The sequence below is a fragment of the Psychromicrobium silvestre genome (assembly GCF_013408295.1).
Lineage (GTDB): Bacteria > Actinomycetota > Actinomycetes > Actinomycetales > Micrococcaceae > Renibacterium > Renibacterium silvestre.
Window position 1 is genome coordinate 46321 of record NZ_JACBYQ010000001.1, and the last position, 26758, is coordinate 73078.

Here is a 26758-nt window from a genome sequence, read left to right on the forward strand (position 1 = left end):
ACACGTTTTTGTGTAAACAATTGAAGTGAATCTTGTCGTTGTGGTGATGGCTGGGTTTCTTAGTACTACTGATCGGGTTCTTGCTTTCGGGTGAGGGTTTGGTGGGTGTGGAAAAGGGGCTTGGTGGTTGCTGGATGGGGTTGGATGAAACACACTATTGGGGTTCTGAAGCAACAGGACCTTCGGATTTGTGTCCTTTTCCTTTAGGGGGAGGGGGTGTGGGTTTGGGGGGTTTGTTGTTTTGGTTTCCTCTCTTTCACTGATCGCTGGTGATGACTCTTTAGGGGGTTGTTGTTGGTGTGTTGTGAGGGGTGGGGTTGTTGTTTGAGAACTGTATAGTGGACGCGAGCATCTTATAGAAGCATGCCCTTCGCCGCACGTTGATGATGGCTGGCTTTCCCTTTTGAGGGTTGGTTGGTTGTTGGAGTGTTTGGGTGTGTCTTCTGGTTTTTGTTGTTGTAAGTTTTTAAGGGCGCATGGTGGATGCCTTGGCATTAGGAGCCGAAGAAGGACGTAGGAATCTGCGATAAGCCTCGGGGAGTTGATAACCGAACTTTGATCCGAGGATGTCCGAATGGGGAAACCCCGCTGCCTGTTATGGGTAGTGACCCGCAGCTGAACACATAGGCTGTGTGGAGGGAACGTGGGGAAGTGAAACATCTCAGTACCCACAGGAAGAGAAAACAATAGTGATTCCGTCAGTAGTGGCGAGCGAACGCGGATCAGGCTAAACCGTGTCTGTGTGATACCCGGTAGGGGTTGCAGGTACGGGGTTGTGGGACGCATTGTCCTGGTTCTACCGGACTAGGGGGGTGAGTGCACGAGTATAGGTGAACGGTTTTGAATGGCCGGCCATAGAGGGTGGGAGCCCCGTAACTGAAATATTTTGTGCCGCTCTATATGTGTTTCCCAAGTAACACGGGGCCCGAGAAATCCCGTGTGAATCTGTCAGGACCACCTGATAAGCCTAAATACTTCCTAATGACCGATAGCGGACTAGTACCGTGAGGGAAAGGTGAAAAGTACCCCGGGAGGGGAGTGAAATAGTACCTGAAACCATGTGCTTACAAACCGTCAGAGCTAGCTTGTTCTAGTGATGGCGTGCCTTTTGAAGAATGAGCCTGCGAGTTAGTGCTCAGTGGCGAGGTTAACCCGTGTGGGGCAGCCGTAGCGAAAGCGAGTCTGAATAGGGCGTATGAGTCGCTGGGTCTAGACCCGAAGCGGAGTGATCTACCCATGGCCAGGTTGAAGCGACGGTAAGACGTCGTGGAGGACCGAACCCACTTCAGTTGAAAATGGAGGGGATGAGCTGTGGGTAGGGGTGAAAGGCCAATCAAACTCCGTGATAGCTGGTTCTCCCCGAAATGCATTTAGGTGCAGCGTTACGTGTTTCTTACTGGAGGTAGAGCTACTGGATGGCTAATGGGCCCTACAAGGTTACTGACGTCAGCCAAACTCCGAATGCCGGTAAGTGAGAGCGTAGCAGTGAGACTGTGGGGGATAAGCTTCATAGTCGAGAGGGAAACAGCCCAGACCACCAACTAAGGCCCCTAAGCGTGTGCTAAGTGGGAAAGGATGTGGGATTGCTTAGACAACCAGGAGGTTGGCTTAGAAGCAGCCACCCTTGAAAGAGTGCGTAATAGCTCACTGGTCAAGTGATTCCGCGCCGACAATGTAGCGGGGCTCAAGTACACCGCCGAAGTTGTGGATTTCAGATAGTGACAAGCCTTCGTGGTTCAGTCGTCTGGAGTGGTAGGGGAGCGTCGTGTGGGCAGTGAAGTCGCGGTGTAAACCAGCGGTGGAGCCTACACGAGTGAGAATGCAGGCATGAGTAGCGAATGACGGGTGAGAAACCCGTCCGCCGAATGATCAAGGGTTCCAGGGTCAAGCTAATCTGCCCTGGGTAAGTCGGGACCTAAGGCGAGGCCGACAGGCGTAGTCGATGGACAACGGGTTGATATTCCCGTACCGGCGAAAAACCGCCCAAGCTAATCCAGTGATGTTCGATGCCCGAGCCCGGGCCTGTTACACCCTTCGGGGTGTTTGGTTTCGGGGGAGCGTGTTGTTCTTTGATCTGGTGCGGTTAGCGTATTAACAGGTGTGACGCAGGAAGGTAGCCGAGCCGGGCGATGGTTGTCCCGGTCTAAGCAGGTAGGCCGTTTCCTAGGCAAATCCGGGAAACATGAAGGCTGAGACGTGATGGGACCCCCGTAGGGGGGAATTCGGTGATCCTATGCTGCCAAGAAAAGCATCGACGTGAGGTTTTAGCCGCCCGTACCCCAAACCGACACAGGTGATCAGGTAGAGAATACTAAGGCGATCGAGAGAATTATGGTTAAGGAACTCGGCAAAATGCCCCCGTAACTTCGGGAGAAGGGGGGCCCGGACTGTGATGAGAATTTACTTCTCGGAGCGGGCAAGGGCCGCAGAGACCAGGGGGAAGCGACTGTTTACTAAAAACACAGGTCCGTGCGAAGTCGCAAGACGATGTATACGGACTGACTCCTGCCCGGTGCTGGAAGGTTAAGAGGACCGGTTAGCAATTTATTGCGAAGCTGAGAATTTAAGCCCCAGTAAACGGCGGTGGTAACTATAACCATCCTAAGGTAGCGAAATTCCTTGTCGGGTAAGTTCCGACCTGCACGAATGGAGTAACGACTTCCCCGCTGTCTCAACCATAAACTCGGCGAAATTGCAGTACGAGTAAAGATGCTCGTTACGCGCAGCAGGACGGAAAGACCCCGAGACCTTTACTATAGTTTGGTATTGGTGTTCTAAGTGGTTTGTGTAGGATAGGTGGGAGACTTTGAAGCCATGACGCCAGTTATGGTGGAGTCATCGTTGAAATACCACTCTGATCACTTGGGATTCCTAACTTCGGCCCGTAATCCGGGTCAGGGACAGTGCCTGATGGGTAGTTTAACTGGGGCGGTTGCCTCCTAAAAAGTAACGGAGGCGCCCAAAGGTTCCCTCAGCCTGGTTGGCAATCAGGTTTCGAGTGTAAGTGCACAAGGGAGCTTGACTGTGAGAGAGACATCTCGAGCAGGGACGAAAGTCGGGACTAGTGATCCGGCGGCACATTGTGGAATGGCCGTCGCTCAACGGATAAAAGGTACCTCGGGGATAACAGGCTGATCTTGCCCAAGAGTCCATATCGACGGCATGGTTTGGCACCTCGATGTCGGCTCGTCGCATCCTGGGGCTGGAGTAGGTCCCAAGGGTTGGGCTGTTCGCCCATTAAAGCGGTACGCGAGCTGGGTTTAGAACGTCGTGAGACAGTTCGGTCCCTATCCGCTGCGCGCGCAGGAAATTTGAGAAGAGCTGTCCTTAGTACGAGAGGACCGGGACGGACGAACCTCTGGTATGCCAGTTGTACCGCCAGGTGCATGGCTGGTTAGCTACGTTCGGAAGGGATAACCGCTGAAAGCATCTAAGCGGGAAGCCCACTTCGAGATGAGATTTCCATACACTTTATGTGTGAGAGGCCCCCAGCTAGACCACTGGGTTGATAGGCCGGATGTGGAAGCGAGGACTAACGACTCGTGAAGCTGACCGGTACTAATAGGCCGATAACCTACAACACACTTTCTTTATGCGTGAATATAATCCTTCAAAAGAATATTCACACCATGCATGAGAAGAAAACCTGCTTGCACGCGTCCACTCTACGGTCCCCAAACAACAAACCCACCAAAGGGTTAGTTCGTTCAAGGGAAACAACCGTATAACTACATAACACGATACTAAGCACCACAACTCCAACAATTTTCCCACCCACACCCCACCAAAGGGGGTCACGGGTCGGGGTTAGAGTTACGGCGGCCATAGCGTGGGAGAAACGCCCGGACCCATACCGAACCCGGAAGCTAAGACCCACAGCGCCCATGGTACTGCACTCGGAAGGGTGTGGGAGAGTAGGACACCGCCGGACAACCAGTAAAGAGAGCCTCTACGAAGACGTAGAGGCTCTCTTCCTTTAACAAACAACAAACAAACCAACAACCAAACCACCAAACCAATGTGGCAGGCCTGGACAACCACCCAAACCCACCACATTGCTGAGGACTTTCGGTTAGCTGGTGACTAGAGAGATGCTCTCCGCAGCGTTCCCCGAGGAACTCTTACTTGCGACAATCCGCACGGTCTTGCCGGTAGCCAGATCCGAAATGGATCCGGTGCTGGTGCCGGAGTTCGTTCCGGTACCTGAATTGGTTCCAGTTCCGGTACCTGAATTGGTTCCAGTACCAGTACCAGTTCCGGAACCGGGAGCTCCACCCGGAGCACCGGCTGCCTGGCTGCTGGTGCTTACCGTGGTGCTGGAACTGACCACATAGGTCTGGCTAACGCCGTCGGCGCTCTTAATCGTGACCGAGGTAGAGCTGAGCGCGGTGATTTCGCCTGTCTGCATGAGCTTGGTGACGTAACTGCCGTTCTCCTCAACGACGTACTCACCGCGCACAGCGCTTCCCAGACCAGCGGACATGCCGGTGCCGCTCATCGGCCCACCCATACCCTGTCCACCTTGGGTTCCGCCGGGCCCCTGCGTTGTGCTGCTGGAGGAGGAGTTCGTGGCAGCGTAAACCGCTGCCCCGCCGCCACCGGCGATGACCACTGCGATTCCGGCAGCCACTAGTCCACGCTTTACCGTCCAGCCCTTACCCTTCTGCGTGCTGGGAGCACCCCAGGCTGCCTGGATATTGCTTGGGTCTGTCCCGGGAACCGGTGAACCCGGCTGCGGGGCGCCCGGAGCTGCGGTGTTACTGGCGGCCGAGGGTAGTACCTGGGTGGGATGGGTGGCATCGCTGCGCAGGTCCTCGTTAAACGGTTCGTCCTCTGGCCGGTACGTGTTTTCAGGTGTGTTCGTCATGATTCTCTCCTTGACGGTCGGTAGTTGATGATCTTGTACCTTTAGCTTCCGCAGAACTCATTTGCCTAGGCTGTGCTGAATTTCTCGCTATTCTGTGATTGAGAAAATGTCGCCCCTTGAAGCTGTGCGTGCACAGCCTGCGCACAGCTGGGGATTAAGATGGATGTAATGGGGCAAGGGAGACTTTTAGCATGAGATCAGAAACAGATAACGACGCTTTCCTGGAACGTTTCCGCAATTTATCTCACCCCGACGGTTCTCCGATCCGTGCGCTGGTGGTAGACGATGAGCCGAATCTGCTCGATCTGATCAATATCGGGCTAAGGATGGCTGGCTGGACCGTGCGCACCGCAGTTGACGGTCCAAGTGCGGTCGCCGCCGCTAGGGAATTCCGTCCGGACATTATGGTGCTGGACATCATGATGCCTATTTTTGACGGCCTCGAAGTACTTAAAAGGGTCCGAGCCTTCCAACCTGGGGTACTCGCCGTCTTCCTCACCGCCAAGGACTCGGTTGCCGACCGGGTGGAGGGGCTGGCCGAGGGGGGCGATGACTATGTCACCAAGCCGTTCAGCATGGAAGAACTGGTGTTGCGGCTCTACCGACTGATCCAGCGCTCCGGTATCGCCGACGTCGGTGGGGCAGAGCTGGTGGTGGGAGACTTGGTGCTCAACGAGGACACCCGCGAGGTGCACCGTGGTGGCCGTGACATCACGCTCACCACCACTCAATTTGAACTGCTCCGCTATCTGATGGAGAACGCCCGGACGGTGGTCAGCAAGAACCAGATCTTGGATCAGGTCTGGAAGTCAGATTTCGGTGGGCATGCAAATATTGTCGAGCTTTATATCTCCTATCTGCGGAAGAAAGTAGACGCGGACCAACCGCCCCTCATCCACACCGTGCGGGGCGCGGGCTACGTGCTCAAAGTGGCCACGTGAGTTCTCTTTCGGGTGCCGTCTTTACCTCGAAGAAGCGTAAACCGTTCTCCAGATGGAGACTGCGCAGCAAGCTCATCCTGGTCTCGTTGGTGCTACTTGCGCTGCTTGGTAGCGGAATGGGCGTGGCCAGTTATTTCTCGATGGATTCCTATCTGACCGCTCAACTCGACGATCAGCTAGACCGATCGGCGCATGCAGCGGCCCAATTCGTGAATAAGAATCCTCCGCCTTCCGGTACCGATACGAAATCCACCACCCGCCCCAACCCCTTGGACGCACCTGGCCAGGGGGAGGGCATCCTGAGCGCGCACGTCACCGGTGGGGTACTAGATACCGCCGACGGCGGCTGGGTGGATGTCGATCCGCAACGCACTCAGCATAGTTTCGCCAGTTCGGACATCCCGGTGCTTACCGCAATTCAGCCCGGCAGCGGACCGAAAAATTACACGCTCTCAATGGGGGAGTACCGGATTGAGGCAGTGGTGGCCTCCGACGGCAGCACCGTGATCACCGGGCTGCCACTGAGCGCCAAGAACAACACCCTCTCCTCATTACGCAACACTCTCATCCTGGTGGCTTTGCTCGCGCTGTTGCTCAGCGGCGTGCTTGGAACCTTGCTGATCAGGCGCAGCCTACGACCGCTGGAACACGTTTCAGAGGTGGCCAATAGAGTGGCCGGGATGCCACTCGACGCCGGTCAGGTGGCGTTGGTAGAACGCGTTGATCCGAGCGATAACGAGACCGAAGTGGGCCGGGTGGGCTATGCGCTCAACCGGATGCTCGACAATGTTGAGGGCGCGCTGGCTGCTAGGCACCAGAGCGAACTGAAAGTCCGGCAGTTCGTGGCAGATGCCAGCCACGAGCTGCGCACTCCTTTGACCTCTATTCAGGGGTACTCCGAGCTGGTGGTCCGGACCGAAAAGCTCTCCGAGCAAGGCAGGGAATCGCTCGAACGAGTCCGGTCCCAAGCCGGCCGGATGTCCGGTCTGGTTGACGACCTGCTGCTACTGGCTCGCTATGACGAGTCTCGCGAACTGGCGCTAGCCGAGGTTGACCTGACTCAGCTGCTGATCGAAACTGTCAGCGATATGCGGATCTCAGACTTGAGCAGGCCCAACTCGGCAACCGGTGAGGCAAACCCCCAGCCGCATCGCTGGGAGATTAAGGTGCCGGAAGAGCCGCTGTTGGTTCGTGGTGACGAGAGTCAACTTCACCGAGTACTGATGAATCTGCTGTCCAACGCTCGTAAACACACCGACCCGGGCACCGAGGTAGTAGCCGGCTTGCAGCGTTCCGCAGACGGCAGCGCCGTGATTACGGTGACCGATAACGGAGCGGGCATTGCCCCTGACTTTCTGCCGGAAATCTTCTCCCGCTTTGCCCGCGCCGATGTGGCGCGCTCCGGCGTCGACGGCACTACTGGGCTTGGTCTGCCGATCGTCAAGGCAATTGTGGAGGCGCACGGAGGCAAGGTTCGGGTGACTTCGGTGCCCGGTAGGACCGAGTTCCTGGTCCGCCTTCCGGAGCTGAAATCAGAAAAATAGCCCTTGGCTGACTCCCACAGCTACCACAAAGGCTCGATCTAAGCTGGGTTAACAAGTTCGTCCGACAGTGAAGTATGACCATCACAACTTCACCCCAGAGAGCGCAAGTGGAGCATGCAGCCACTTCTCCGGCACTACACCAGCCGATCCACGCCGAACCGGGTATTGCGGTCCTCGACGTCACCATCCCTGTCTATAACGAAGAATTGGACCTCGCCGAATGCGTGCGCAGGCTGCACCTCCATCTGACTCAGCATTTTCCCTACAGTTTCGCAATCACCGTCGCGGATAATGCCAGCACCGATGGCACCTTGGAGATAGCGGAAGGGTTGAGCCGGGAGTTCGAAGAGGTTTCCGTGATGCATCTCGCCGAGAAGGGTCGAGGGAATGCCCTGCGCAGCGTCTGGGAAGCTTCCAAGTCGCCGATTCTGGCCTATATGGATGTGGACCTGTCCACCGATTTGAAAGCCCTGGAGCCGTTGGTGGCCCCGCTGGTCTCCGGCCACTCGGACCTGGCCATCGGTACCCGGCTCTCGCGCGGCTCCCAGGTGGTTCGTGGCCCGAAGCGGGAAATCATCTCGCGTTGTTACAACCTGCTGCTCCGCGGCCTGCTGCAAGCGAACTTCTCCGACGCGCAGTGTGGCTTCAAAGCGATTCGATCCGATGTTGCTCAACTGCTGCTGCCACACACCTCGGATCCGGCCTGGTTTTTCGACACCGAGTTGCTGGTGCTGGCCGAACGTTGTGGCTTGCGAGTTCACGAGGTCCCGGTGGACTGGACCGACGACCCGAACTCCAAGGTGGATGTGGTGGCTACCGCGGTGGCCGATCTGCGCGGCATGGCTCGAGTCAGCAAGGAACTGGTGAACGGCCGGATCCCGGTTCAGCAACTGCGTTCCGCGCTGGCTAGGCCGTCGCTCGTTTCCGAAGCCGAAGAGCCAGGTTCCACCGCTAAGCAAGGGCTGCTCGGGCAGCTGATCCGCTTCGGCGTGGTCGGCGTTGCCTCCACCGTGCTCTACCTACTGCTCTTCGTCATGTTCCGCTGGGTGGCGGACGCGCAATTAGCCAATGCAGCCGCGCTGCTGCTTTCCGCGATCGCCAACACCGCGGTCAACCGCACCTTCACCTTCGGCCACCGGGGCACTACCGGCGCGGTCCGGCACCAGTTCCACGGCCTGCTGGTCTTTGGGTTGGGCTGGGCGCTCAGCGCTGGTGCCCTCTGGGGCGTACACCAGTTGGGTAGCCCCAGCCGGATGGTCGAGATCATCGCGGTGGTGCTCGCCAATCTGATTGCCACCTTAGTGAAGTTCCTGCTCTTCAGACTGTGGGTTTTCAGGGCGGCTCCCGATCAAGAAACCACGTCAATTGGCACCGAGAAATTGCTCAAAAAAGGCATCAAGCACATCCAGGAAGAAGCCTAATATGTCTACCACCGCACTTACCGAGATCGTCCAAAGAACCGAACGCCCCGAAGAATCCGAGCTGCCGAGCAGCCCGATGCGTAAGGACCGGCTGCGAAGCGAGAAGAAAATCAAACAAGCCCGTTGGGTCCGGCCTTCGGCCATCGCCCTGCTACTGGCCACCGCTGTTTTATACCTCTGGAACCTGACCATTTCGGGTTACGGCAATAGTTTCTATGCTGCCGCCGTGCAAGCGGGAACGAAGAGCTGGACCGCTCTGCTTTTCGGCTCGCTCGACGCAGGTAACGCCATTACCGTGGACAAACCACCCGCCTCGCTCTGGCTGCCTGCACTGCTGGGCCGGGTCTTCGGATTCTCGTCCTTCACCGTCTTGCTGCCGCAAGCGCTGATGGGGGTGGCCGCCGTCGCCCTGCTCTACGCCGCAGTGAAACGGGTGTCCGGACCGGCGGCCGGGCTGATTGCCGGTGGCGCGCTCGCGGCCACTCCGGTAGCGGCCCTGATGTTCCGGTTCAACAACCCGGATGCCATGCTCACGCTGTGCCTGGTAGCGGCCGCTTATGCTGTGGTGCGTTCCATCGGGAAACCGCGCTGGCAGTGGATGGCCTTTGCCGGAGCCTTAATCGGATTGGCCTTTCTGACCAAGATGCTGCAAGGTTTCCTCACCGTACCGGCCTTGGGGCTGGCCTATCTTTGGGCGGCAAATACTGGTTTGGGACGGCGGATAGCGCACCTCTTCGCAGCCATCGGCGGCATTATTGCGGTGACTGGAACGTACCTACTTATTTTCCAGCTCACCCCGACCTCTATTCGGCCCTATATGGCAGGTTCCGAGGACAACAGCTTCTGGGAACTCACCCTGGGTTACAACGGCCTGGGCCGGATCTTCGGCGGCAGTGGTAACGGCGGCGGAGGCGGCGGTATGACCGGTGGACAGAACACCGGCTTCGGCGGTGCGACCGGGCTACTCCGGATGTTCGGAGCGTCATTTGGTGGAGAAGTCTCCTGGTTCCTCCCTGCTGCTCTGCTTGCCCTAGTAGCTGGTCTATGGTTTACCCGGAGGGCAAAGCGGACGGACGCGGTGCGCGCTTCACTCGTGCTCTGGGGCGGCTGGCTACTGGTTACCGCACTTACTTTCAGCTTTATGAGCGGCACCATTCACCCTTACTACGTGGTGGCACTGGCTCCCGCGGTAGCAGCCTTATTAGGCATCGGCTCGGTTGAATTGTGGCGCGGACGGGCGCAGCTTTCGGTGCGCATCGTGTTGGCACTGATGATCGGCGGCTCGGCGGTATGGTCTGCGGTGCTGCTCAGCCGCGACGCCAGCTGGTTGCCCTGGCTGAAGTACCTCATCCTGGCGCTCGGGGTGCTTTCCGCGATCGGAATGGTGCTCGGCGTCGATCGTTGGCGAGTATCCGGTCTGAAGGCTGGTGCCGCGGCGCTCATCCTGGCCTCCGTACTCTCCGTGGGTCTTGGCAGCACGGCGTGGACCCTGGCCACGGTTAGTCAAGCCCATACCGGTTCGATCCCCACTTCCGGTCCGACGGCGTCGGCCATGGGCGGCGGAATGGGCGGAGCCGGCGGAGCTGAGGGTAGTAGCTCCAGCGCACTCTCCGAACTGCTGAGCAAAACCACAACCAAATGGTCCGCGATTACCAGCGGTGCTTCTTCGGCCGCAGACCTAGAGCTGTCCTCCGGCACCTCGGTGATTGCCTTGGGCGGTTGGAACGGCGGAGATCCTTACCCCACCCTCGATCAGTTCAAAGCCATGGTGGCCGCAGGGGAGATCAGCTATTACATCTCCGGCGGACAAGGCGGCGGCGCTGGCGGCGGCACGGGAACGAGTTCGGTCATCACCTCCTGGGTGGAGCAGAACTTCACGGCAACCACGGTGGGCAATAGCACCGTCTACAAGCTCGTGGGCTAGGCCCGGAAAACCTGGAGAGGGAAAAACATGGCTTCGACATTACGAAGATCTCTATTAGACCGCCTCGGTATTTGGGTTTTGCTGATCGGCACCGCGGGTCTGTACCTGTGGAACCTCAGCGCCTCCGGCTGGGCAAATGCCTTTTACTCCGCCGCTGCCCAGGCTGGCTCCGCGAACTGGGAGGCCTTCCTCTACGGTTCCTCGGATGCTGCCAATGCCATCACGGTGGACAAACCACCGGCCTCGCTCTGGTTCATGGCGCTCGCCGTCAAGCTCTTCGGTTTGAGCTCTTGGAGCATCCTGGTGCCGGAGGTACTGATGGGTGTGGCCAGTGTTGGGGTGCTCTACCTCGCGGTGAAACGAGCCTTCCCGGCCGGATCCACCGGTGCTACGAAGGCCGGGTTACTGGCTGGTTTAGCGCTAGCCCTGACCCCGGTAGCGGCTTTGATGTTCCGCTACAACAACCCGGATGCGCTTTTGGTGCTGCTCATGACATTGGCGGCCTACGCCACCCTCAGAGCCGTGCAATCGGGTGCCTGGCGGTGGACGATCATGGTGGGGCTACTGGTGGGATTTGGCTTCCTAACCAAGCAACTGCAGGTCTTGCTGGTGGTTCCGGGCTTCGCCCTGGCGTACTTGCTTTACGCCCCGGTGGGCTGGGGTAAGCGGCTCCTGCAATTGCTCGCCACCGGTGCTGCCGCGGTAGTGGCTGCGGGCTGGTGGGTTCTACTGGTGGAACTCACTCCGGCCGATCAACGGCCCTATATAGGAGGCTCGCAAAGCAACTCCATTCTGGAATTGACCTTCGGCTATAACGGTCTGGGCAGGATCGATGGTAGCGAATCGGGCAGTGTGGGCGGTAATGGTGGCTGGGGAGAGACCGGGATCGGTCGGCTGTTCAGCTCAAGCTTCGGCGGGCAGATATCTTGGTTGCTGCCTGCGGCGTTGATCCTCTTGGTGGCCTCGGCGGTGCTGCTCTGGCGGCAACGAGCCGTGCCGCGAACCGCTGAATCCGGGTCCCCAGTAGTCTCGGGAGCTTCTGCCACCGGAAACTCATCCTTGAAGGCTTCATTGTTTATCTGGGGTGGTTGGTTGCTGGTCACCGCGGCGACGTTCAGCTTTATGGCTGGAATCATTCACGAGTACTACTCGGTGGCGCTGGCTCCAGCGATAGCGGCCGTGGTTGGACTGGGTGCGGCGCTGCTTTGGGAACGTCGTAAGAGCCCAGCGGTGTCTCTGGTCCTGGCGGGGGTGCTCTTCGTCACCGCGATCTGGAGCTGGATCCTGCTGAACCGCAGCTCCGACTTCCTGCCCTGGCTCAAGTGGTTCGTGGCCGGAGTAAGTCTGGTGGCCGGCGTCGGACTGATCTTGAATGCCTTCCTCCCGGTTGCCGGGCGCCGACTGGTGGCAACCGTGGCGGTGTTGGCCGTGCTGGCTGGGCCGGCGTCCTTCACCGTGGCTACTCTGACCACTGGACATAGCGGGGCGATTGTCACCGCTGGCCCATCCGGAAGCTCCAATGGTCCGGGCGGCGGATTTGCCGGTGGCGCTCAAGCCGGTGGCCGTCCTGGTGGGACTGGGACAGCCGGAACCGGCGGTGGCGGTGGCGGGATAGGTGGATTGCTGAACTCGACCACTCCGAGCTCCGAACTGGTCAGCCTGCTCGAATCGGATGCTTCGAAATACACTTGGGCGGCCGCCGTGGTTGGCTCGAACAACGCCGCCGGTTATCAGCTAGCTACCCAATTACCGGTGATGGCGCTGGGAGGCTTCAACGGCACCGATCCGGCCCCGACCCTGGACGAATTCAAAGCCTTGGTGGCGGCGGGGAAGATCCATTTCTTGATTGCCGGGACCATCTCCGGGGCGAGTTCCTCGGGCAGCGATGCTGCCAACGAGATTAACAGCTGGGTGGCCGCTAATTACACCGCTAGCACGGTGGGCGGGGTGACCGTCTATAACCTGTCGGCAAGTTAATCGGAAGCGGTATCTGCCGAATCGTGACTAGGCTGAGTAGATGGACGGATTGTTTTCAGACCAGCCGGTCATCGAACCGGTTAGCGAGGCGGAGCTGCCTGCTCGGGAGACATCGGTAAGTGTGCCGGTGCCTCCCGAGCAGGCCTTCAAGGCTTTTACAGACCTCATTCATCTTTGGTGGCCATTAGCCGAGTACAGTGCCTTCGGGGCGGAGAGCCACTTGGGCTTCGAACAACAGTCATTGCTGGAGGAATCCGCTGCGGGAGAGCGGTACCTGTGGGGAACGGTGCTGGAGTGGCAGCCTTCAGCCAGCGTGTTATTGGACTTTTTTCTCGGCGGCGATCCGGCCCGGCCAACCAGGCTGCGGGCGGATTTTGAGCCCGACGACGGCGGCTCTCGGGTTCGGCTGGTTCAGGATGGCTGGGCGGCGGGTCAAGCCGGCGCCTCGCAGTATGAGAAGTACTCGGATTGGCCGTTCATCCTGGGCCGATACGTCCGATTTATGGGCGGCTGATCCTCCGAGTTTTCCTTGGGCGCAGTGCTTGCTTTTGCTCCTGATTTTCGTGTCCGCGAAGTCATCCCCACTGAGTTGGTCATCTCCCTGGGCGATGCTGCCAGAACCCACTGAGAACCCGAACTCGATGGGTTCTGCTTTCGGGCTTTCGCCGTCCACTATTCCTCCCCAACTGGGTAATTCAACCCGATTCCTCACAATCAGGTGACTGCATCTGGTGGCTGATGGAACGCTGGCGAAGACTGTTCAGATGACCGATCCAATAGCCGTCCTCAGAGCACATGGTGGTGTTGCGCGATGGAGAACGTTGATCAACTCGGGGGTTTCGTCCTCGAGTTTAGGGCGTGCCGTTGAGACCGAGCAGATCTTGCACTGCGGCTATGGAGTGTATAGCTTGCCGCAGGCGAGTCAGCGACGCAGAGAGATGTACCTGGCCGGTGGGGCAGCGGCGTGCCTAACTGCTGCCCAGGATCGCGGATTTTGGGTGCTGAGCACACCGACGAAGCCACATCTGGCAATTGATCGTGGCGGGACCGTGCCAGGATTTATTAAGCATCGTGCGAAGCTCCCGCTGAGCGATCTTGATGTCTTGCTTCAGGTGCTGCGCTGCGCCGAACCTTTAGAAGCCTTGGTGGTGCTGACCTCGGCGGTTCGGCAGCGGCGAGTTCAGCTTCCTGAGCTTCAGCTCAGAATTCGAGGCCAGCGCGACCAGAAAGCACGTTCGGTACTCGCCCGTGTGGATGTTCACGCCGAATCTCCGCTTGAAGTCGCCTCACGTTACCGATTGGAGGAGGCTGGGTTTGTGGTGAGTTCTCAGGTGTTCTTGGCGGGTATGGGCAGAATGGACCAGTGTGTTAACGGCGTCCTGGCGCTTGAGCTCATGGGCAAGGAGTTCCATCTCAGCGAAAGTGACTTCACCGAGGATCTACGCCGCTTCAATATGTATACCTTGCGAGGCTTTCCCGTCTTGCGGGTCGGCTACGCTCTCGTTGTACACCGACCGGCGGAGTTCGTTGACTTAGTACGGAGAGCACTGAACCGGATCTACCACGACGCCGCCTCTGAGAAACTCCATCCCGGTGAGTCGGAGCACTCACTGGGATCTAGCAGCTGGTCCCAGTGAGACCCCGAACTCGATGGGTTCTGCTTTCGGTTTGGAGAAAGCTCGAAGGAAGTGCCGCCCGAGCGCAAGGTCGCCGTGCTGAAGGAGCAAAATCCCGCTCCAGGGCGGGCCAACTCAGACCGGGATAGAGACCAGGGAGGGCGGTCGATGAAGAAAGGGAAGGATTCGCTTAGAATAGAAGCCTAATCAACTAATAAATAGGGGAGAACGGGCCAATGGCGCCGTTCGCGGGACGAGGAGTACAAATGGCTGACCACGGTGACAACGACCGGAGCCGTGCACCTCGAACCGGCGATTCCCGCGGTGGGCGAGGAGTCGATCGCTCCTCTTTCCGCTCCGGCAAAGATGCCCCGCGGAGTTCTCAAGGACGCTCGCAAGGGTGGAATTCATCGGCTAGCTCGCAGGGCCGGACCTCGCAGAATCGTTCTCAGGATCGTGATGCTCAGGGCGGTGCTCACGATCATTCCCAGCGGCGGGACTTCCGTGCCGGTGAAGGACGTGCCGATCAGGGGCGTGCCGGTGAGAGACGTAATGGGGAGGGGCGCTCTGCGGAGAGCCGTGGTTACCGCGAAGGCGATTCCCGTGACGGTCAGAGCCGTTACGACAACCGTAGAACTGAACAAAGCACGGCCGGCGGTCGCCGTGACAATGATCGTGGGGGCAGCGGTGAGCGTCGCTACGGCGAACGCTACGAGGGTCGCAGGGATGACAACCGCCGCGATGACCGTCCGAACCACGATCGCCGGGAACCACGTCGAGAGGACAGGGGTTTCCGCTCGGACCGGGAAGGACAATCACGTCCGAGCCGTCCGGAGAGCAGTGGTGCGCCGCGAAATGGCCGCCCAGTTGGCGGTCGCTCCGATGGCGATTGGAACCGTGGCGGGGCGCGAACCCCGGACGGTGAACGTCGGGCTCCCTGGAAATCTCGTGAAGACCGTCCCGGGCAGCGCCCTGCGCAGGAGCGCGACGCCAACGGATATCGACGGTTCGACAACTCCGATCGGCCCCCAAGAACTGACCGCGACTCGCGAGGTGCCCGTCCTTTCGGTTCGGAGCGTTCCTCCGGCGCCGAACGCCCGAGAAACTCGGAGCGTGGCTTCCGTGCCGAGGGTAACCGCCAGTCTGATCGGGCTCCCCGAGGAGCCGGCGCCCCTCGCACTGAAGGTGGCTGGCGGCCCGAGCGCACTGAGCGTACTTCCCGGCCCCAGAACGGCGCCTCTCAGAACGGTTCCTCGTACGGCGGTGCCCCTCGATTTGGGGGTCGCCGTGAGGACAACGAGGCCCCGGCCAAGGTCCACAACCCGCGCGATCTGCGCAGCGCGAACCGGCCAGATCGTGAGCGTTCGCCAGATATCGAAGAAGGCGTGACCGGTGCGGAACTGGACAAGGTCACCCGTGCCCAGCTTCGCACCCTGGAGACCCGTAACGGCGAGTGGGTGGCCAAACACCTGGTGATGGCCGGCCGCTTGATTGATGAAGACCCCGAGCTGGCTTTCCAACATGCTTTGGCCGCAAGCCGTAGGGGAGGCAGACTGGCCGCGGTACGCGAAGCGGTAGGGCTTACGGCCTACGCCGCCGGGCACTACGGCGAGGCCCTACGCGAATTCCGTACTTTCCGGAGGATTTCGGGCTCTAATGTTCATCTGCCGCTAATGGCGGATAGCGAACGCGGCCTGGGACGTCCCGATCGCGCCCTTGATGTGGCCCGGAGCGAAGAAGCCGCCGAACTGGATACCGCCGGCCAGGTGGAACTGGCCATGGTTGTTTCCGGTGCCCGCGCAGATTTGGGCCAGCAGGATGCCGCCCTTGCCGCCCTGGAGATTCCACAACTGGATAAGAATCGAGCTTTCTCTTATTCACCACGACTTTTCCGTGCCTACGCCGATGCCTTACGGGCGGTTGGCCGGGAAGAGGAAGCTAAATCCTGGCTCCGTCAGGCCGCGCTCGCCGATCAAGCGTTGAGTGGAGACGAAGAACCAGAGATCATCGATCTAGACGAGGATGAGGACGAAACCGAGGAATCGGAGCAAGCCGAGACTCAGCTTAAGGAATCGGAGCTTGTCGAGCGGCCGCTCAGCCAGCCCGGATCAGAATCCATGGAGAATCCGAGCAATGACTGAAAGTCTGATCGAGGCTCATGACGCTCTACTGAGTGATTTGGACGGCGTGGTTTACGCCGGTCCGGACGCCATTCCAGGAGCCATCGAATCCCTCCAGAAACTCGAAAAATACGGCATAGCCCTCGGCTATGTGACCAATAACGCTTCACGTACTCCAGAGCAGGTTGCCGGGCATCTGCGGGAATTGGGCGCCCCCGCCACCACGGAACAGGTCTTCGGATCTGCTCAGGCCGGTGCCGCGCTACTTGCCGAAAGGGTTCCGGCCGGAGCTAAGGTTCTGGTCACCGGCAGTGCGGCCCTGGTCCGCGAGGTGGAAAGCCAAGGCCTGAAAGTTGTTTCCACTGCTGAGGAATCGCCCGAGGCAGTCATTCAAGGATTCGACCCAGGACTGGGCTGGGCTGACCTAGCCGAGGCTGCGTTCGCCATTCAGGCCGGTGCGCTTTGGGTTGCCACCAATACCGATCTGACCCTTCCGCTGGCTCGCGGTATTGCACCTGGCAATGGCTCCCTCGTGGCCGCCGTCGCCAATGCGACCGGAGCCAGCCCCGTAGTGGCAGGCAAACCGGAGCCGACTTTGTTTACCCTGGCCGCCAGTCGACTCGCTGCGGATAAGCCGCTGGTGGTGGGGGACCGTCTGGACACCGACATCCTCGGTGGCAATCAGGCAGATATGCCGACCGTCTTGGTGTTGACCGGTATCGACACGGTCCAGACTGCCTTGGCGGCGCGCAGCGTCGAGCGGCCTGATTATCTGATCGCAACCCTGGCCGGGCTCTATCAACCGTATCCGCAGATCGTCCAAGACGAGGCTGGCTGGCACTGTGGCCAAGCCACCGCCACGGTAACGGAGCAGCGCCTGAGTATCACGGTCCCGAGCCAGGATAACGGGCAGAATCCAGACTGCGAGCTAGACGGCTGGCGGGCTGGATGCGCTGCTTGGTGGGCCGCGCTGCCCAATACCGAGCAGCCCGTGATGCCGACGATAGACTGGCGGCATGGCTGAATCCGGAGAATTTCCGCTCCCCGGCGAGCAGGGTTCCTTGCTTGAAACGGAGCCGGCGAGTTGGCCCGAGGCAGTGGCCGCCACCGGCGACTCTGCCGTTGACAACGTTTTAGTGGGGCTCGGACAACTACCGGATTTGCCCACCGAGGCTCATCCTGCGCTGTATCAGCGATTGCATGATGATTTGCTCGCCGAATTGGATTCCAGCCCGGACCATGCCTCGTCTTGATCAGGAACTCCTCGCTCTCGGACTCGCCCGCTCCCGGACCCAAGCGGCCAAGCTGATCGCGGAAGGGGCGGTGCTGATCGGTGGTCAACCCGCGCTGAAACCGTCCCAACTGGTGAGCGGCGATGAGCAGATCACGGTGCGGACTAGCGAATCTAACCGCTACGTTTCCCGCGCGGCTTATAAGCTTCTCGGCGCACTCGGCAGTTTCCCGGCGATCTCGGTGCTGGGGGAGCGATGCCTGGATGCTGGTGCTTCCACGGGAGGTTTCAGTCAAGTCCTGCTGGAGGCGGGAGCCCGCGAAGTGGTGGCGGTCGACGTCGGGCACGGCCAGTTGGTACCGGAGCTGCGGGAGGACCCACGGGTCCAGGTACATGAAGGACTTAACGTCCGTCAGCTGAGCGCCGAGCAGATCGGCGGCCAGGCTGGGCTGACGGTAGCGGATCTCTCCTTTATCTCGCTGACTTTGGTCATCGAGCCACTGGCCCAAGCCACCGCTCCGGGAGGCCAGCTACTACTCATGGTCAAGCCCCAATTCGAAGTGGGGCGGGAGAGACTATCAAAGACCGGGGTAGTGGGCTCCGAACAGGAACGACGGCGGGCCGTCCAGACAGTGGCCGAGGCCGCCCGGAGCGCTGGACTCCAGCTCCGTGGCCTGGCCTCCAGCTCGCTGCCCGGACAGGACGGGAATGTTGAATATTTCCTTTGGTTGACCAAAGGAGAGTCAGAGGGACAGTCTAAGCTCGGAGTGCAGGAGTTTTTAGAAGAACACTGGCCAGCCGGAGAACCGGGCGAGCAAGCCAAGAAACAAATAGGCAAACAGGCGAGCAGAAAGGTAGTTGGATGACGCTGGATCGACGTGTGCTGATTCTTGCCCACACCGGCCGGGAAGATTCGATGACCGCAGCGCTGCAGGTATGCGAACAACTGCGCTCCGCTGGCCTGCAAGCGGTGATGACCGCCGAGGATGTTGCCGATATGGTGGCTCACTTTGGCCCTTTACACGTTCCTGCGCAGACCCTCGGCGAGGATGTTGAGCTCACGGAGCTCGAACTGGTGATGGTGCTGGGCGGTGACGGAACTATTCTGCGCGCGGCCGAACTGGTCCGCGGACTCGATGTGCCGCTACTGGGTGTGAATCTGGGGCATGTGGGCTTCCTTGCCGAAAGCGAGCGGGCTGATTTGGCTCAGACCGTCGACTGGGTGGTGCGCCGGGAATATACGGTGGAGGAGCGCATGACGATCGATGTCACGCTCTGGGTGGACGGTGAAAAAGCCGCCCATACCTGGGCCTTGAACGAAGTCTCGGTGGAGAAGAGCGACCGTGAACGGATGCTCGAGGTAGTTACCGAAGTCGATGGCCGCCCGCTGAGCGCCTTCGGCTGCGACGGTGTGGTGATGGCAACCCCAACCGGCTCAACCGCCTACGCATTTTCCGCCGGCGGACCGGTGGTCTGGCCCGAGGTGGACGCCATGCTGATGGTGCCGATCAGCGCTCATGCCCTCTTCGCCCGTCCCCTCGTGGTCTCCCCACAATCCCGCCTCGCGGTGGAAGTTCTGGAACGCAATGGCGCTCACGGGGTGATGTGGTGCGACGGCCGCCGTTCCTGGCCACTACCGCCGGGCTCACGCATCGAAGTGACCCGGTCTAAGACTCCGGTGCGGCTGGCCCGTACCTCCACGGTGCCATTCTCCGCGAGGCTGGTACGCAAGTTCCAGCTCCCCATTCAGGGGTGGCGTGGCCCCGTTCCGGAAGCCGATCGCGCTGGCACCAGGCCAATCCCCGTCGTGCAAGCCAAGCGGAGACTCCCAGCCGGTCAACTCAGCCAGGCCAAGGACCGGACGGCGAGTCCGGAGGAAGAGCCGACGCCGTGATCGAAGAAATCCGAATCCGAGACCTCGGCGTCATCGCCGAGGCGACTCTGCCCCTGGAACCCGGTTTCACCGTGGTGACCGGCGAGACCGGCGCGGGTAAGACCATGGTGGTGACCGCCGTCGGACTTCTGCTGGGTGGTCGCGCCGACTCCGGTGCGGTGCGCTTGGCGGCAAAGGCGGCTTCCGCGGAGGCAACCGTGCGGCTGCCCGCCGGTCACGCCGCGCTACACCGGGCTGAGCAGGCAGGGGCGGAGCTGGAGGTTTTCCAGGACCAGGCGGAGCTGCTGCTGGCTCGCAGCGTCGGTGCGGACGGTAGGAGTAAGGCTTTTATTGGCGGCCGGAGCGCCCCGGTTTCCGTGCTGGCTGAACTTGGCGAGCAACTAGTTGTGGTGCATGGACAATCGGATCAGATTCGGTTGAAGAGCGCGGCCGCTCAGCGGGAGGCCCTGGATTCCTTTGCGGGTCCGGATTTCGCCGTTTCGTTGGCCGAGTACCGGAGCCTCTACGAACGTTGGCGTACCGCACAGAACGAGCTGGACGAGCTACGCGAAAACGGCCGGGAGCGGGCCCGTGAGGCCGCGGAGCTATCCCAGGCGCTCGCTGAAATAGATGCCCTCGATCCGCAGCCAGGGGAGGACGAAAGCCTCAAAGCCGAGGCCGTGAAGCTGGCAAACCTGGAATCTCTCCGGCAGGCGGCGGGGCAGGCTCATCAAGCCTTGATCGCCGAAGATTACGGTGACGCCCTGGACGCTAGCACCCTGGTTGATTCCGCGCGGCGAGCCTTGGATCAGGTGGCTGAACACGATGAGGCACTGCGAAGCTCGGCTGAGCGAGTGACCGAACTCGGTTACCTGCTGGCCGATGTGGCGGCGGAACTGGCCAGCTATCTCTCCTCGCTTGATTCCGATGCGCCGGGGCGGCTGGCCGCTATCGAAGACCGGCGAGGGGAGCTGGGAGCACTGACACGTAAGTATGCTCCGAGCATCGACGAGGTGCTGAGCTGGGCGGAAGCCTCCCGCGCCCGCTTGGATGAGTTGCAGGATGACTCCACGAAAATTGAAGAGCTACAGGCCGAGGTAGAGGCCTTGGATCGCCAGCTTTTGGTTTCCTCGGATGCCTTGAGCACGGCCAGACGGGCCGCAGCCGAAGAGCTGGGGCAGCGAGTCACCGCTGAGCTTGCGGCTTTGGCGATGGCCGATGCGGCTCTTCACCTGGAGGTGACCGAGGCCGCTCGTGGACCGCACGGTGCCGATGAAATAGCGATCCTGCTCCAACCGCATCCCGGGGCGCCGGCCCGGCCCGTCGGCAAGGGGGCTTCCGGCGGTGAGTTATCGCGGGTGATGCTGGCGCTCGAGGTAGTGCTGGCCGCCATCGACCCGGTGCCGACCTTCGTCTTTGACGAGGTGGATGCCGGGGTGGGTGGTAAGGCTGCGGTGGAGATCGGCCGCAGGTTGGCCATGCTGGCTCGGCATGTCCAAGTTCTGGTGGTCACCCATTTGCCGCAGGTGGCGGCTTTTGCCGATAGTCATATCCGGGTGCTGAAAACTTCTGAGGGCGGTTTCACCTCTTCGGATGTGCAAGCCCTTGATGAGGCCGAGCGGGTGCGAGAATTGGCGCGAATGCTGGCCGGACAAGAGGATTCGGCGAGTGCCCAGGCTCATGCCCAGGAGTTATTGGACGAAGCTCGGAGTTAGTTCGCGACAAATAGCAGCCGGAATCGGTACCCCGCAGGCCGTGTAGATGATAGGCTTGAACTCCGTGGTGCAGCGATCATTCTCCCGGTTCTCAAGTCCCTCCAACGGCTCTTCGGCGGCTATTACCCGCCATATTTTTGTCACTGGTGGTGTGGCTTCTTCCCTTGGTAAAGGTTTGACCGCCTCCAGCCTGGGACATCTCCTTCGAGCTCGTGGTCTTTCCGTGACCATGCAGAAGCTCGACCCCTATCTCAATGTCGATCCCGGCACGATGAACCCCTTCCAGCACGGCGAAGTCTTCGTCACTGAAGACGGCGCCGAAACCGATCTGGATATCGGCCACTATGAGCGGTTCCTGGACGAAAGTCTGGAAGGTTCAGCCAATGTGACCACCGGTCAGATTTACTCGACCGTGATCGCTAAGGAACGCCGCGGCGAGTATCTCGGCGACACCGTTCAGGTGATTCCGCATATCACCGACGAGATCAAGCGTCGGATGCGGCTTCCCGCCACCGAGCACCTAGATGGCCCGACGGCGAGCAAGGCTCCCGACATCATCATCACCGAAATCGGTGGCACGGTGGGCGATATTGAATCTCAGCCCTTCCTGGAAGCGGCCCGCCAGGTCCGCCAGGACATCGGCCGATCCAATGTCTTCTTCCTGCACGTTTCCCTGGTGCCCTATATCGGTCCTTCCCAGGAGCTCAAAACCAAGCCCACCCAGCACTCCGTGGCGGCGCTACGGTCGATCGGCATCCAGCCGGACGCCATTGTGATCCGCTCCGATCGGGAAGTGCCGGATGCGATGCGTGCCAAGATCGGCCGGATGTGCGATGTGGATACCGATGCAGTGGTCAACGCGGCCGACGCCCCGAGCATCTACGACATTCCCAAGACCCTGCACTCTCAGGGCTTGGATGCCTACATTGTGCGTGCCCTGGACCTGCCGTTCACCGATGTGGATTGGAGCACCTGGGACAAGCTGCTCGATGCCGTGCACAACCCCTCACACGAGGTGGAGGTGGCACTCGTCGGCAAGTATATTGACCTGCCGGACGCCTACCTTTCGGTGACCGAGGCCTTGCGGGCCGGTGGCTTCGCCAATGCGGCCAAGGTAAATATTCGTTGGGTTCCTTCGGACCTCTGCGCTACTCCGGAGGGCGCTGCCAAGGCGCTCGACGGCGTGGACGCGATCTGCGTGCCCGGCGGCTTCGGCATCCGCGGCCTGGAAGGCAAACTCGGGGCGCTCAAATTCGCTCGCGAGAATCAGCTGCCGGCGCTCGGGCTCTGCCTGGGCCTGCAGTGCATGGTGATCGAATATTCGCGCAATGTGGTTGGCTTGGAAGGCGCATCTTCCTCCGAGTTCGAACCGGATGCGCCGCATCACGTGATTGCCACCATGGAAGAGCAGCTCGACATTGTCGATGGCAAGGGCGATCTGGGCGGCACCATGCGGCTGGGCCTGTACGAAGCCAAGCTGCTGGAAGGTTCGGTAGTTGCCGAGACTTACGGTTCGAATACCGCAAGCGAGCGGCACCGGCATCGCTACGAGGTGAACAACAAATACCGCGATCAGCTCGCTGCCGCTGGTTTGGTGTTCTCCGGAACCTCCCCGGACGGCAAGCTGGTTGAATATGTTGAGTTGCCGCGCGAGGTACACCCCTTCTACGTGGCCACCCAGGCGCACCCGGAATTGTCCTCCCGGCCCACCAGGCCAAACGCCTTGTTCAGCGGACTGATTAGGGCTGCGCTTGTCCGGCAAAGCGAAACCCGGCTACTGGAAGTTTGAGGGAGCCTCGAGTGCCGTTACAGGATGTCCCGGACCCTCGTACCGTCCTGAGCCAGGAGGTAGCCTTCCACGGCAAAATTTGGGATGTGCAGCGGGATACCTTTGAGCTGAGTGCTGGAGGTGAGCAACTCACCCGGGAGTACATAGCTCATCCGGGCGCGGTGGCCGTGCTGGTTTTGGACGACGACGGCCGGGTGCTTTTGTTGCGCCAGTACCGGCATCCGGTGCGTGCTTCGCTCTGGGAGATCCCGGCGGGTCTTTTGGACGTTGAGGGTGAGGATTTTCAAGTTGCCGCCGCCCGAGAGTTGGCGGAGGAAGCCGATTTGCTGGCCGCCGACTGGAAGCTGTTGCTCGATGTGTATAACTCAGCGGGTTCTTCCTCCGAGGCGGTACGGATCTACTTGGCCCGTGGCATCTCCGAGGTGCCCGAAGTCGATCGTCATCAGCGCACCGCGGAGGAATCCGAAATCGCACTGCGTTGGGTTCCGCTTCAGGAGGCGGTTGCTGCCGTTCTGGCGGGTCAGCTGCACAGTTTCAGCGCGGTGAGTGCGGTACTCGCCGCGGCAGCCGGGCAACCCTCCGGATTCCAGGGACTGCGTCCGGCGGATACGCCCTGGCCCGAGCATCCAAGTCAACAACCCAGCCAGCAGTCCAGCCAATGAGTAGCGCAGCGCCGGAACCCGCCGAAGCCATCGAGCTTCCGGTGGCGCTCAGTCGGGCGCTGCGCGACTACCTGCAGCACCTCGCCGTGGAGCGGGGGCTGGCGGTCAACACGATGGCTGCTTACCGGCGCGATCTGAATCGATATTTGAACTTCCTGGCCGCCGAGGGCCTTCGCACCCCTGGGGAGATCGTTCCTCGGAACGTCACGGATTTTGCCCAGGCTATCTCTACTGGTTCCGATGGTGCCAGCGCGCTTGGTGTCCGCTCGGCTGCGCGCACAGTGGTCGCGGTACGCGGCTTGCATAAGTTTTGGGCGCTGGAAGGGATCAGCACGGCGGATCCGGCCAGCGAGGTGCATCCGCCGATGCCCGGGCGCCGCTTGCCGAAGGCGATTAGCGTTTCCGAGGTAAGCAGCATTCTGGAAATGGCTGGAAACGATAGTCCCACCGGGCTGCGTGATCGGGCACTATTGGAATTCCTCTATTCCACCGGGGCTAGAATTTCCGAGGCCATCGGTCTCGACGTGGATGACGTGGTAGGTGCCGGGCGTGATAGCGATGAGACCGCCGTCGTAAGGCTTTTTGGCAAGGGTTCCAAGGAACGCGTGGTGCCGCTGGGCTCCTATGGCGCGCGCGCCGTCGAAAACTACTTAGTCCGGGGCCGTCCGCTGCTTTCCGCTAAGGGCAAGGCAACTCCCGCTCTTTTCCTGAATGCGCGCGGCGGCAGGCTGAGTAGGCAAAGTGCTTGGACCATTTTGAAGGCTGCCGCGGAGCGCGCTCAGATCACCAAGGACGTTTCTCCGCACACGCTGCGGCACTCTTTTGCCACTCATCTGTTGGAGGGCGGCGCGGATGTGCGGGTGGTACAGGAGCTACTTGGCCACGCCTCGGTCACCACCACTCAGGTGTATACCTTGGTAACCGTTGATACTTTGCGGGAAGTGTATGCGGCCGCGCACCCGCGCGCAATGGGTTGAACTCTCCTCAAACTAATGCCTGAAAATGCATCGGATCGATTTATGATCGGTTGAACTATTTCGCGCATTCTGGGGAGAGCCTAATGAGAATAGCCAAACGTATTGCTGCGCTTTTCGGAGTGCTCTTTTTCACCTTGACGGCCGCCGCTCCGGCGGCTTTTGCCGACTCACCCAGCCAGATCGTGGTCGAAGACACTGCGGGAGTTCTCTATCAGCCGCAGCTGATTCCCGCACTTCAGAAGCTAGATTTCTATGTCCCCACCAAAGTGGTGATCTATACCCGCAACGGCGACTATTCGGACAATCTGAACGAGGAAGTTCTGAACTACGCACGCTCCAAACATCCCGAATGGCTCAGCGCCGATCAGCAAAAGTGGGCGGATGGTTTATTTATCTTTGCTCTGGATCCGCAGGGGCGGCAGGTCGGTACTTACTTCGGTGAGGACCGGAAGGTTTCATTGGATCAGCAGGAGGAGATTCAGGAAGCCACTAAGAAGCTTTTCCGGGAGGCGCAGTGGACCGACGGCACCGTCGAAGGGGTGAAGTCCGCCGCGGGCTTGATTGCCCGGCCCTGGTATCGAGCCCCGGCACTGCTCTGGACGGTTGGCATCGCCGGTGGCGTGGGCGTCGTCGGAGTGGGTAGCTGGCAGCTACATCGGAGCAGTAACCGGAGAAAGTTCGCCGAATCGATGGCCGAGGGAGGTCGGTCCTATACCTCGGTCACCCTCAACCTGGAGGTGACTGAACTCAATGCCAGCACCATCCCGTCCTCCTCGGCCTACGGTTCCAAGGTGTTGGAGCGCTGGCATAGCTTTGCCTCAAGGTACCGAAAGCTAACCGAGTCGAAGACCCGTTTGGAGGCGATGGAGAAACCTGAGCAGTCCGGCAGCGAGGGAGTGCGGTTGGCTGCAAAGTATGCGAGCGACTGTGCCGAGTTGGATGGTCTGGATGATGTCATCGCCGATTCCAATGCTTTGCTCAATATGTCCTCCACCTGGCAGCAGGCCTGGCAGTCCCAGTCAGGTAAGCTCACCATGGAACTGGACAATATGGCGGAGATGCTAGCTACCGGAAGTACCTCCGGGTCCGCAGAGAGCCGGGCAGCCTTAGAGGCTCAAGCAGCGCAGACTAGGTCATCGATTGAGGAATGGGGCGCCGGTCTGGCCGATGGTTCACTGACTCCTGACCAGGCACTCGACGGTTTGCGCGATGCCCGGTCCAGCCTGGCCGGCCTGCTCACTCAACATTCCCAAACGGTGATTGCAGCGAATACCAAGTCTCAAAAGGAGGCGGAGCTGATGAGCCAGAAGATGAAGGAACGCCAAAGCGAAGAGAGTAACCGACTCCGGCGGAGTTCTGGCAGCATCTTGGACGTTAGCTATCCGAACTTGCCCTTTATCTCGATCTGGAGCTTCCAGAGCGGGGTGGATGCGGGGCAGAGCGCAGTGCAGAGCAGCAGATCGTCTTCCTCCGGCAGTTCCACCGGTTACGGCCACAGTGGCGGTAGTTTTTCTGGCTCGGGTAGCTCCTCGCACTTCTAATTCGGTAGCGAGCCCTAGACTGAGGCCATGACTGCTGCTCCGGTGACTTTGGTGTTCTTGCTTCGTGAAGATCAGGTACTCCTCGGCTTGAAGAAAACCGGCTTCGGCCAAGGGAAAATTGTCGGCATCGGTGGGCATGTGGAACCGGGGGAGAGTACGACGGCAGCCGCTGTCCGGGAGGTTTTCGAGGAGACTTCGGTGCGGGTTGAGGAAGCCGAGCTGGTGTTCCGGGGAACGGTCAAGTTTAGGTTTCCGGCCAGGCCGGACTGGGATATGGATACCTCGGTTTTTAGCGCCACAAGGTGGTTAGGGACGCCGGTGGAGACCGAAGAAATCGCACCGCAGTGGCATCCGCTTGAAGAGCTGCCGTTGAACAGCATGTGGCAGGATGCTGAGCACTGGCTGCCCGCGCTGCTCAAAGGCCCGGAGCGGCACTTCACCGTCTTGATGGCAGCGGATAGTGAAGGCGTGGAAGCAGTCTCGGCGGAATAGCCCGCCCCTTAAAGCCGCTGAGTGTGGAGATCTGCACCTTAAAACCCTTTTATAAGGTGCAGATCTCC

At 60.1% G+C, this 26758-nt stretch carries 19 protein-coding genes and 2 rRNA genes; 20 read left to right on the top strand and 1 reads right to left on the bottom strand.

What is annotated here, in order from left to right:
• Positions 1 to 456 precede the first annotated feature (456 nt).
• Positions 457 to 3582: ribosomal RNA gene (locus FHU41_RS00225) — 23S ribosomal RNA — on the top strand.
• Positions 3583 to 3814: 232 nt separating this feature from the next.
• A 5S ribosomal RNA gene (gene rrf / locus FHU41_RS00230) occupies positions 3815 to 3931 on the top strand.
• Between the two features lie 141 nt (positions 3932 to 4072).
• Here the strand turns inward: rrf and FHU41_RS00235 are convergent.
• Complete coding sequence (locus FHU41_RS00235) at positions 4073 to 4867, bottom strand: hypothetical protein (RefSeq protein WP_179387684.1); 795 nt, start codon at positions 4865 to 4867, stop codon at positions 4073 to 4075.
• Between the two features lie 191 nt (positions 4868 to 5058).
• Here FHU41_RS00235 and FHU41_RS00240 point away from each other — a divergent pair, with 191 nt between their 5' ends.
• The 18 genes from FHU41_RS00240 to FHU41_RS00325 all read left to right on the top strand — a co-directional run bounded on the left by FHU41_RS00240 (position 5059) and on the right by FHU41_RS00325 (position 26690).
• A complete protein-coding gene (locus FHU41_RS00240) occupies positions 5059 to 5808 on the top strand; it encodes a response regulator transcription factor (RefSeq protein WP_179387685.1) in 750 nt (249 codons plus the stop codon).
• Positions 5805 to 7352, top strand: coding sequence for a sensor histidine kinase (locus FHU41_RS00245; protein WP_343046204.1), 1548 nt, complete (start codon positions 5805 to 5807; stop codon positions 7350 to 7352). Before FHU41_RS00240 ends, FHU41_RS00245 begins: the two co-directional genes overlap by 4 nt.
• 107 nt (positions 7353 to 7459) lie before the next feature.
• Positions 7460 to 8773: a bifunctional glycosyltransferase family 2/GtrA family protein gene (locus FHU41_RS00250; protein ID WP_343046205.1), complete on the top strand. Its 1314-nt coding sequence runs from the start codon at positions 7460 to 7462 to the stop codon at positions 8771 to 8773.
• Between the two features lies 1 nt (position 8774).
• Positions 8775 to 10697, top strand: a complete 1923-nt coding sequence (locus FHU41_RS00255; protein ID WP_179387687.1) for an ArnT family glycosyltransferase — start codon at positions 8775 to 8777, stop codon at positions 10695 to 10697.
• 27 nt (positions 10698 to 10724) lie between these two features.
• Positions 10725 to 12674: an ArnT family glycosyltransferase gene (locus tag FHU41_RS00260; protein ID WP_179387688.1), complete on the top strand. Its 1950-nt coding sequence runs from the start codon at positions 10725 to 10727 to the stop codon at positions 12672 to 12674.
• A 40-nt stretch (positions 12675 to 12714) separates the two neighbouring features.
• Positions 12715 to 13188 carry an SRPBCC domain-containing protein gene (locus FHU41_RS00265; RefSeq protein ID WP_179387689.1) on the top strand — a complete coding sequence of 158 codons (474 nt, stop codon included), beginning with the start codon at positions 12715 to 12717 and terminating at the stop codon, positions 13186 to 13188.
• Positions 13189 to 13438: 250 nt separating this feature from the next.
• Positions 13439 to 14311 (top strand): hypothetical protein, encoded by an 873-nt coding sequence (locus tag FHU41_RS00270; protein WP_179387690.1) that lies wholly within the window; start codon positions 13439 to 13441, stop codon positions 14309 to 14311.
• 245 nt (positions 14312 to 14556) lie between these two features.
• Positions 14557 to 16431, top strand: coding sequence for a hypothetical protein (locus FHU41_RS14930; protein WP_246279388.1), 1875 nt, complete (start codon positions 14557 to 14559; stop codon positions 16429 to 16431).
• Positions 16424 to 17434, top strand: coding sequence for an HAD-IIA family hydrolase (locus FHU41_RS00280; protein ID WP_179387691.1), 1011 nt, complete (start codon positions 16424 to 16426; stop codon positions 17432 to 17434). The genes FHU41_RS14930 and FHU41_RS00280 overlap by 8 nt, the downstream gene beginning before the upstream one ends.
• Complete coding sequence (locus tag FHU41_RS00285) at positions 17427 to 17663, top strand: hypothetical protein (protein WP_179387692.1); 237 nt, start codon at positions 17427 to 17429, stop codon at positions 17661 to 17663. Before FHU41_RS00280 ends, FHU41_RS00285 begins: the two co-directional genes overlap by 8 nt.
• Complete coding sequence (locus FHU41_RS00290; RefSeq protein ID WP_179387693.1) at positions 17650 to 18507, top strand: TlyA family RNA methyltransferase; 858 nt, start codon at positions 17650 to 17652, stop codon at positions 18505 to 18507. Before FHU41_RS00285 ends, FHU41_RS00290 begins: the two co-directional genes overlap by 14 nt.
• 2 nt (positions 18508 to 18509) lie before the next feature.
• Entirely contained in the window at positions 18510 to 19535 is a 1026-nt protein-coding gene (locus FHU41_RS00295) for an NAD kinase (protein WP_179389037.1), read from the top strand.
• Positions 19532 to 21229: a DNA repair protein RecN gene (gene recN, locus FHU41_RS00300; protein ID WP_179387694.1), complete on the top strand. Its 1698-nt coding sequence runs from the start codon at positions 19532 to 19534 to the stop codon at positions 21227 to 21229. Before FHU41_RS00295 ends, recN begins: the two co-directional genes overlap by 4 nt.
• Before the next feature lie 46 nt (positions 21230 to 21275).
• Positions 21276 to 23018: a CTP synthase gene (gene pyrG, locus FHU41_RS00305; protein WP_218846881.1), complete on the top strand. Its 1743-nt coding sequence runs from the start codon at positions 21276 to 21278 to the stop codon at positions 23016 to 23018.
• A gap of 11 nt (positions 23019 to 23029) precedes the next feature.
• A complete protein-coding gene (locus FHU41_RS00310) occupies positions 23030 to 23680 on the top strand; it encodes an NUDIX domain-containing protein (RefSeq protein ID WP_343046206.1) in 651 nt (216 codons plus the stop codon).
• Positions 23677 to 24657 carry a site-specific tyrosine recombinase XerD gene (gene xerD, locus FHU41_RS00315; RefSeq protein WP_179387695.1) on the top strand — a complete coding sequence of 327 codons (981 nt, stop codon included), beginning with the start codon at positions 23677 to 23679 and terminating at the stop codon, positions 24655 to 24657. The genes FHU41_RS00310 and xerD overlap by 4 nt, the downstream gene beginning before the upstream one ends.
• Before the next feature lie 83 nt (positions 24658 to 24740).
• On the top strand, positions 24741 to 26198 hold the full coding sequence (locus FHU41_RS00320) for a DUF5129 domain-containing protein (protein WP_179387696.1): 1458 nt from the start codon (positions 24741 to 24743) through the stop codon (positions 26196 to 26198).
• Between the two features lie 27 nt (positions 26199 to 26225).
• The gene (locus FHU41_RS00325; RefSeq protein WP_179387697.1) at positions 26226 to 26690 is read left to right on the top strand and encodes an 8-oxo-dGTP diphosphatase; all 465 of its coding nucleotides are present in this window, start codon (positions 26226 to 26228) and stop codon (positions 26688 to 26690) included.
• Positions 26691 to 26758 lie beyond the last annotated feature (68 nt).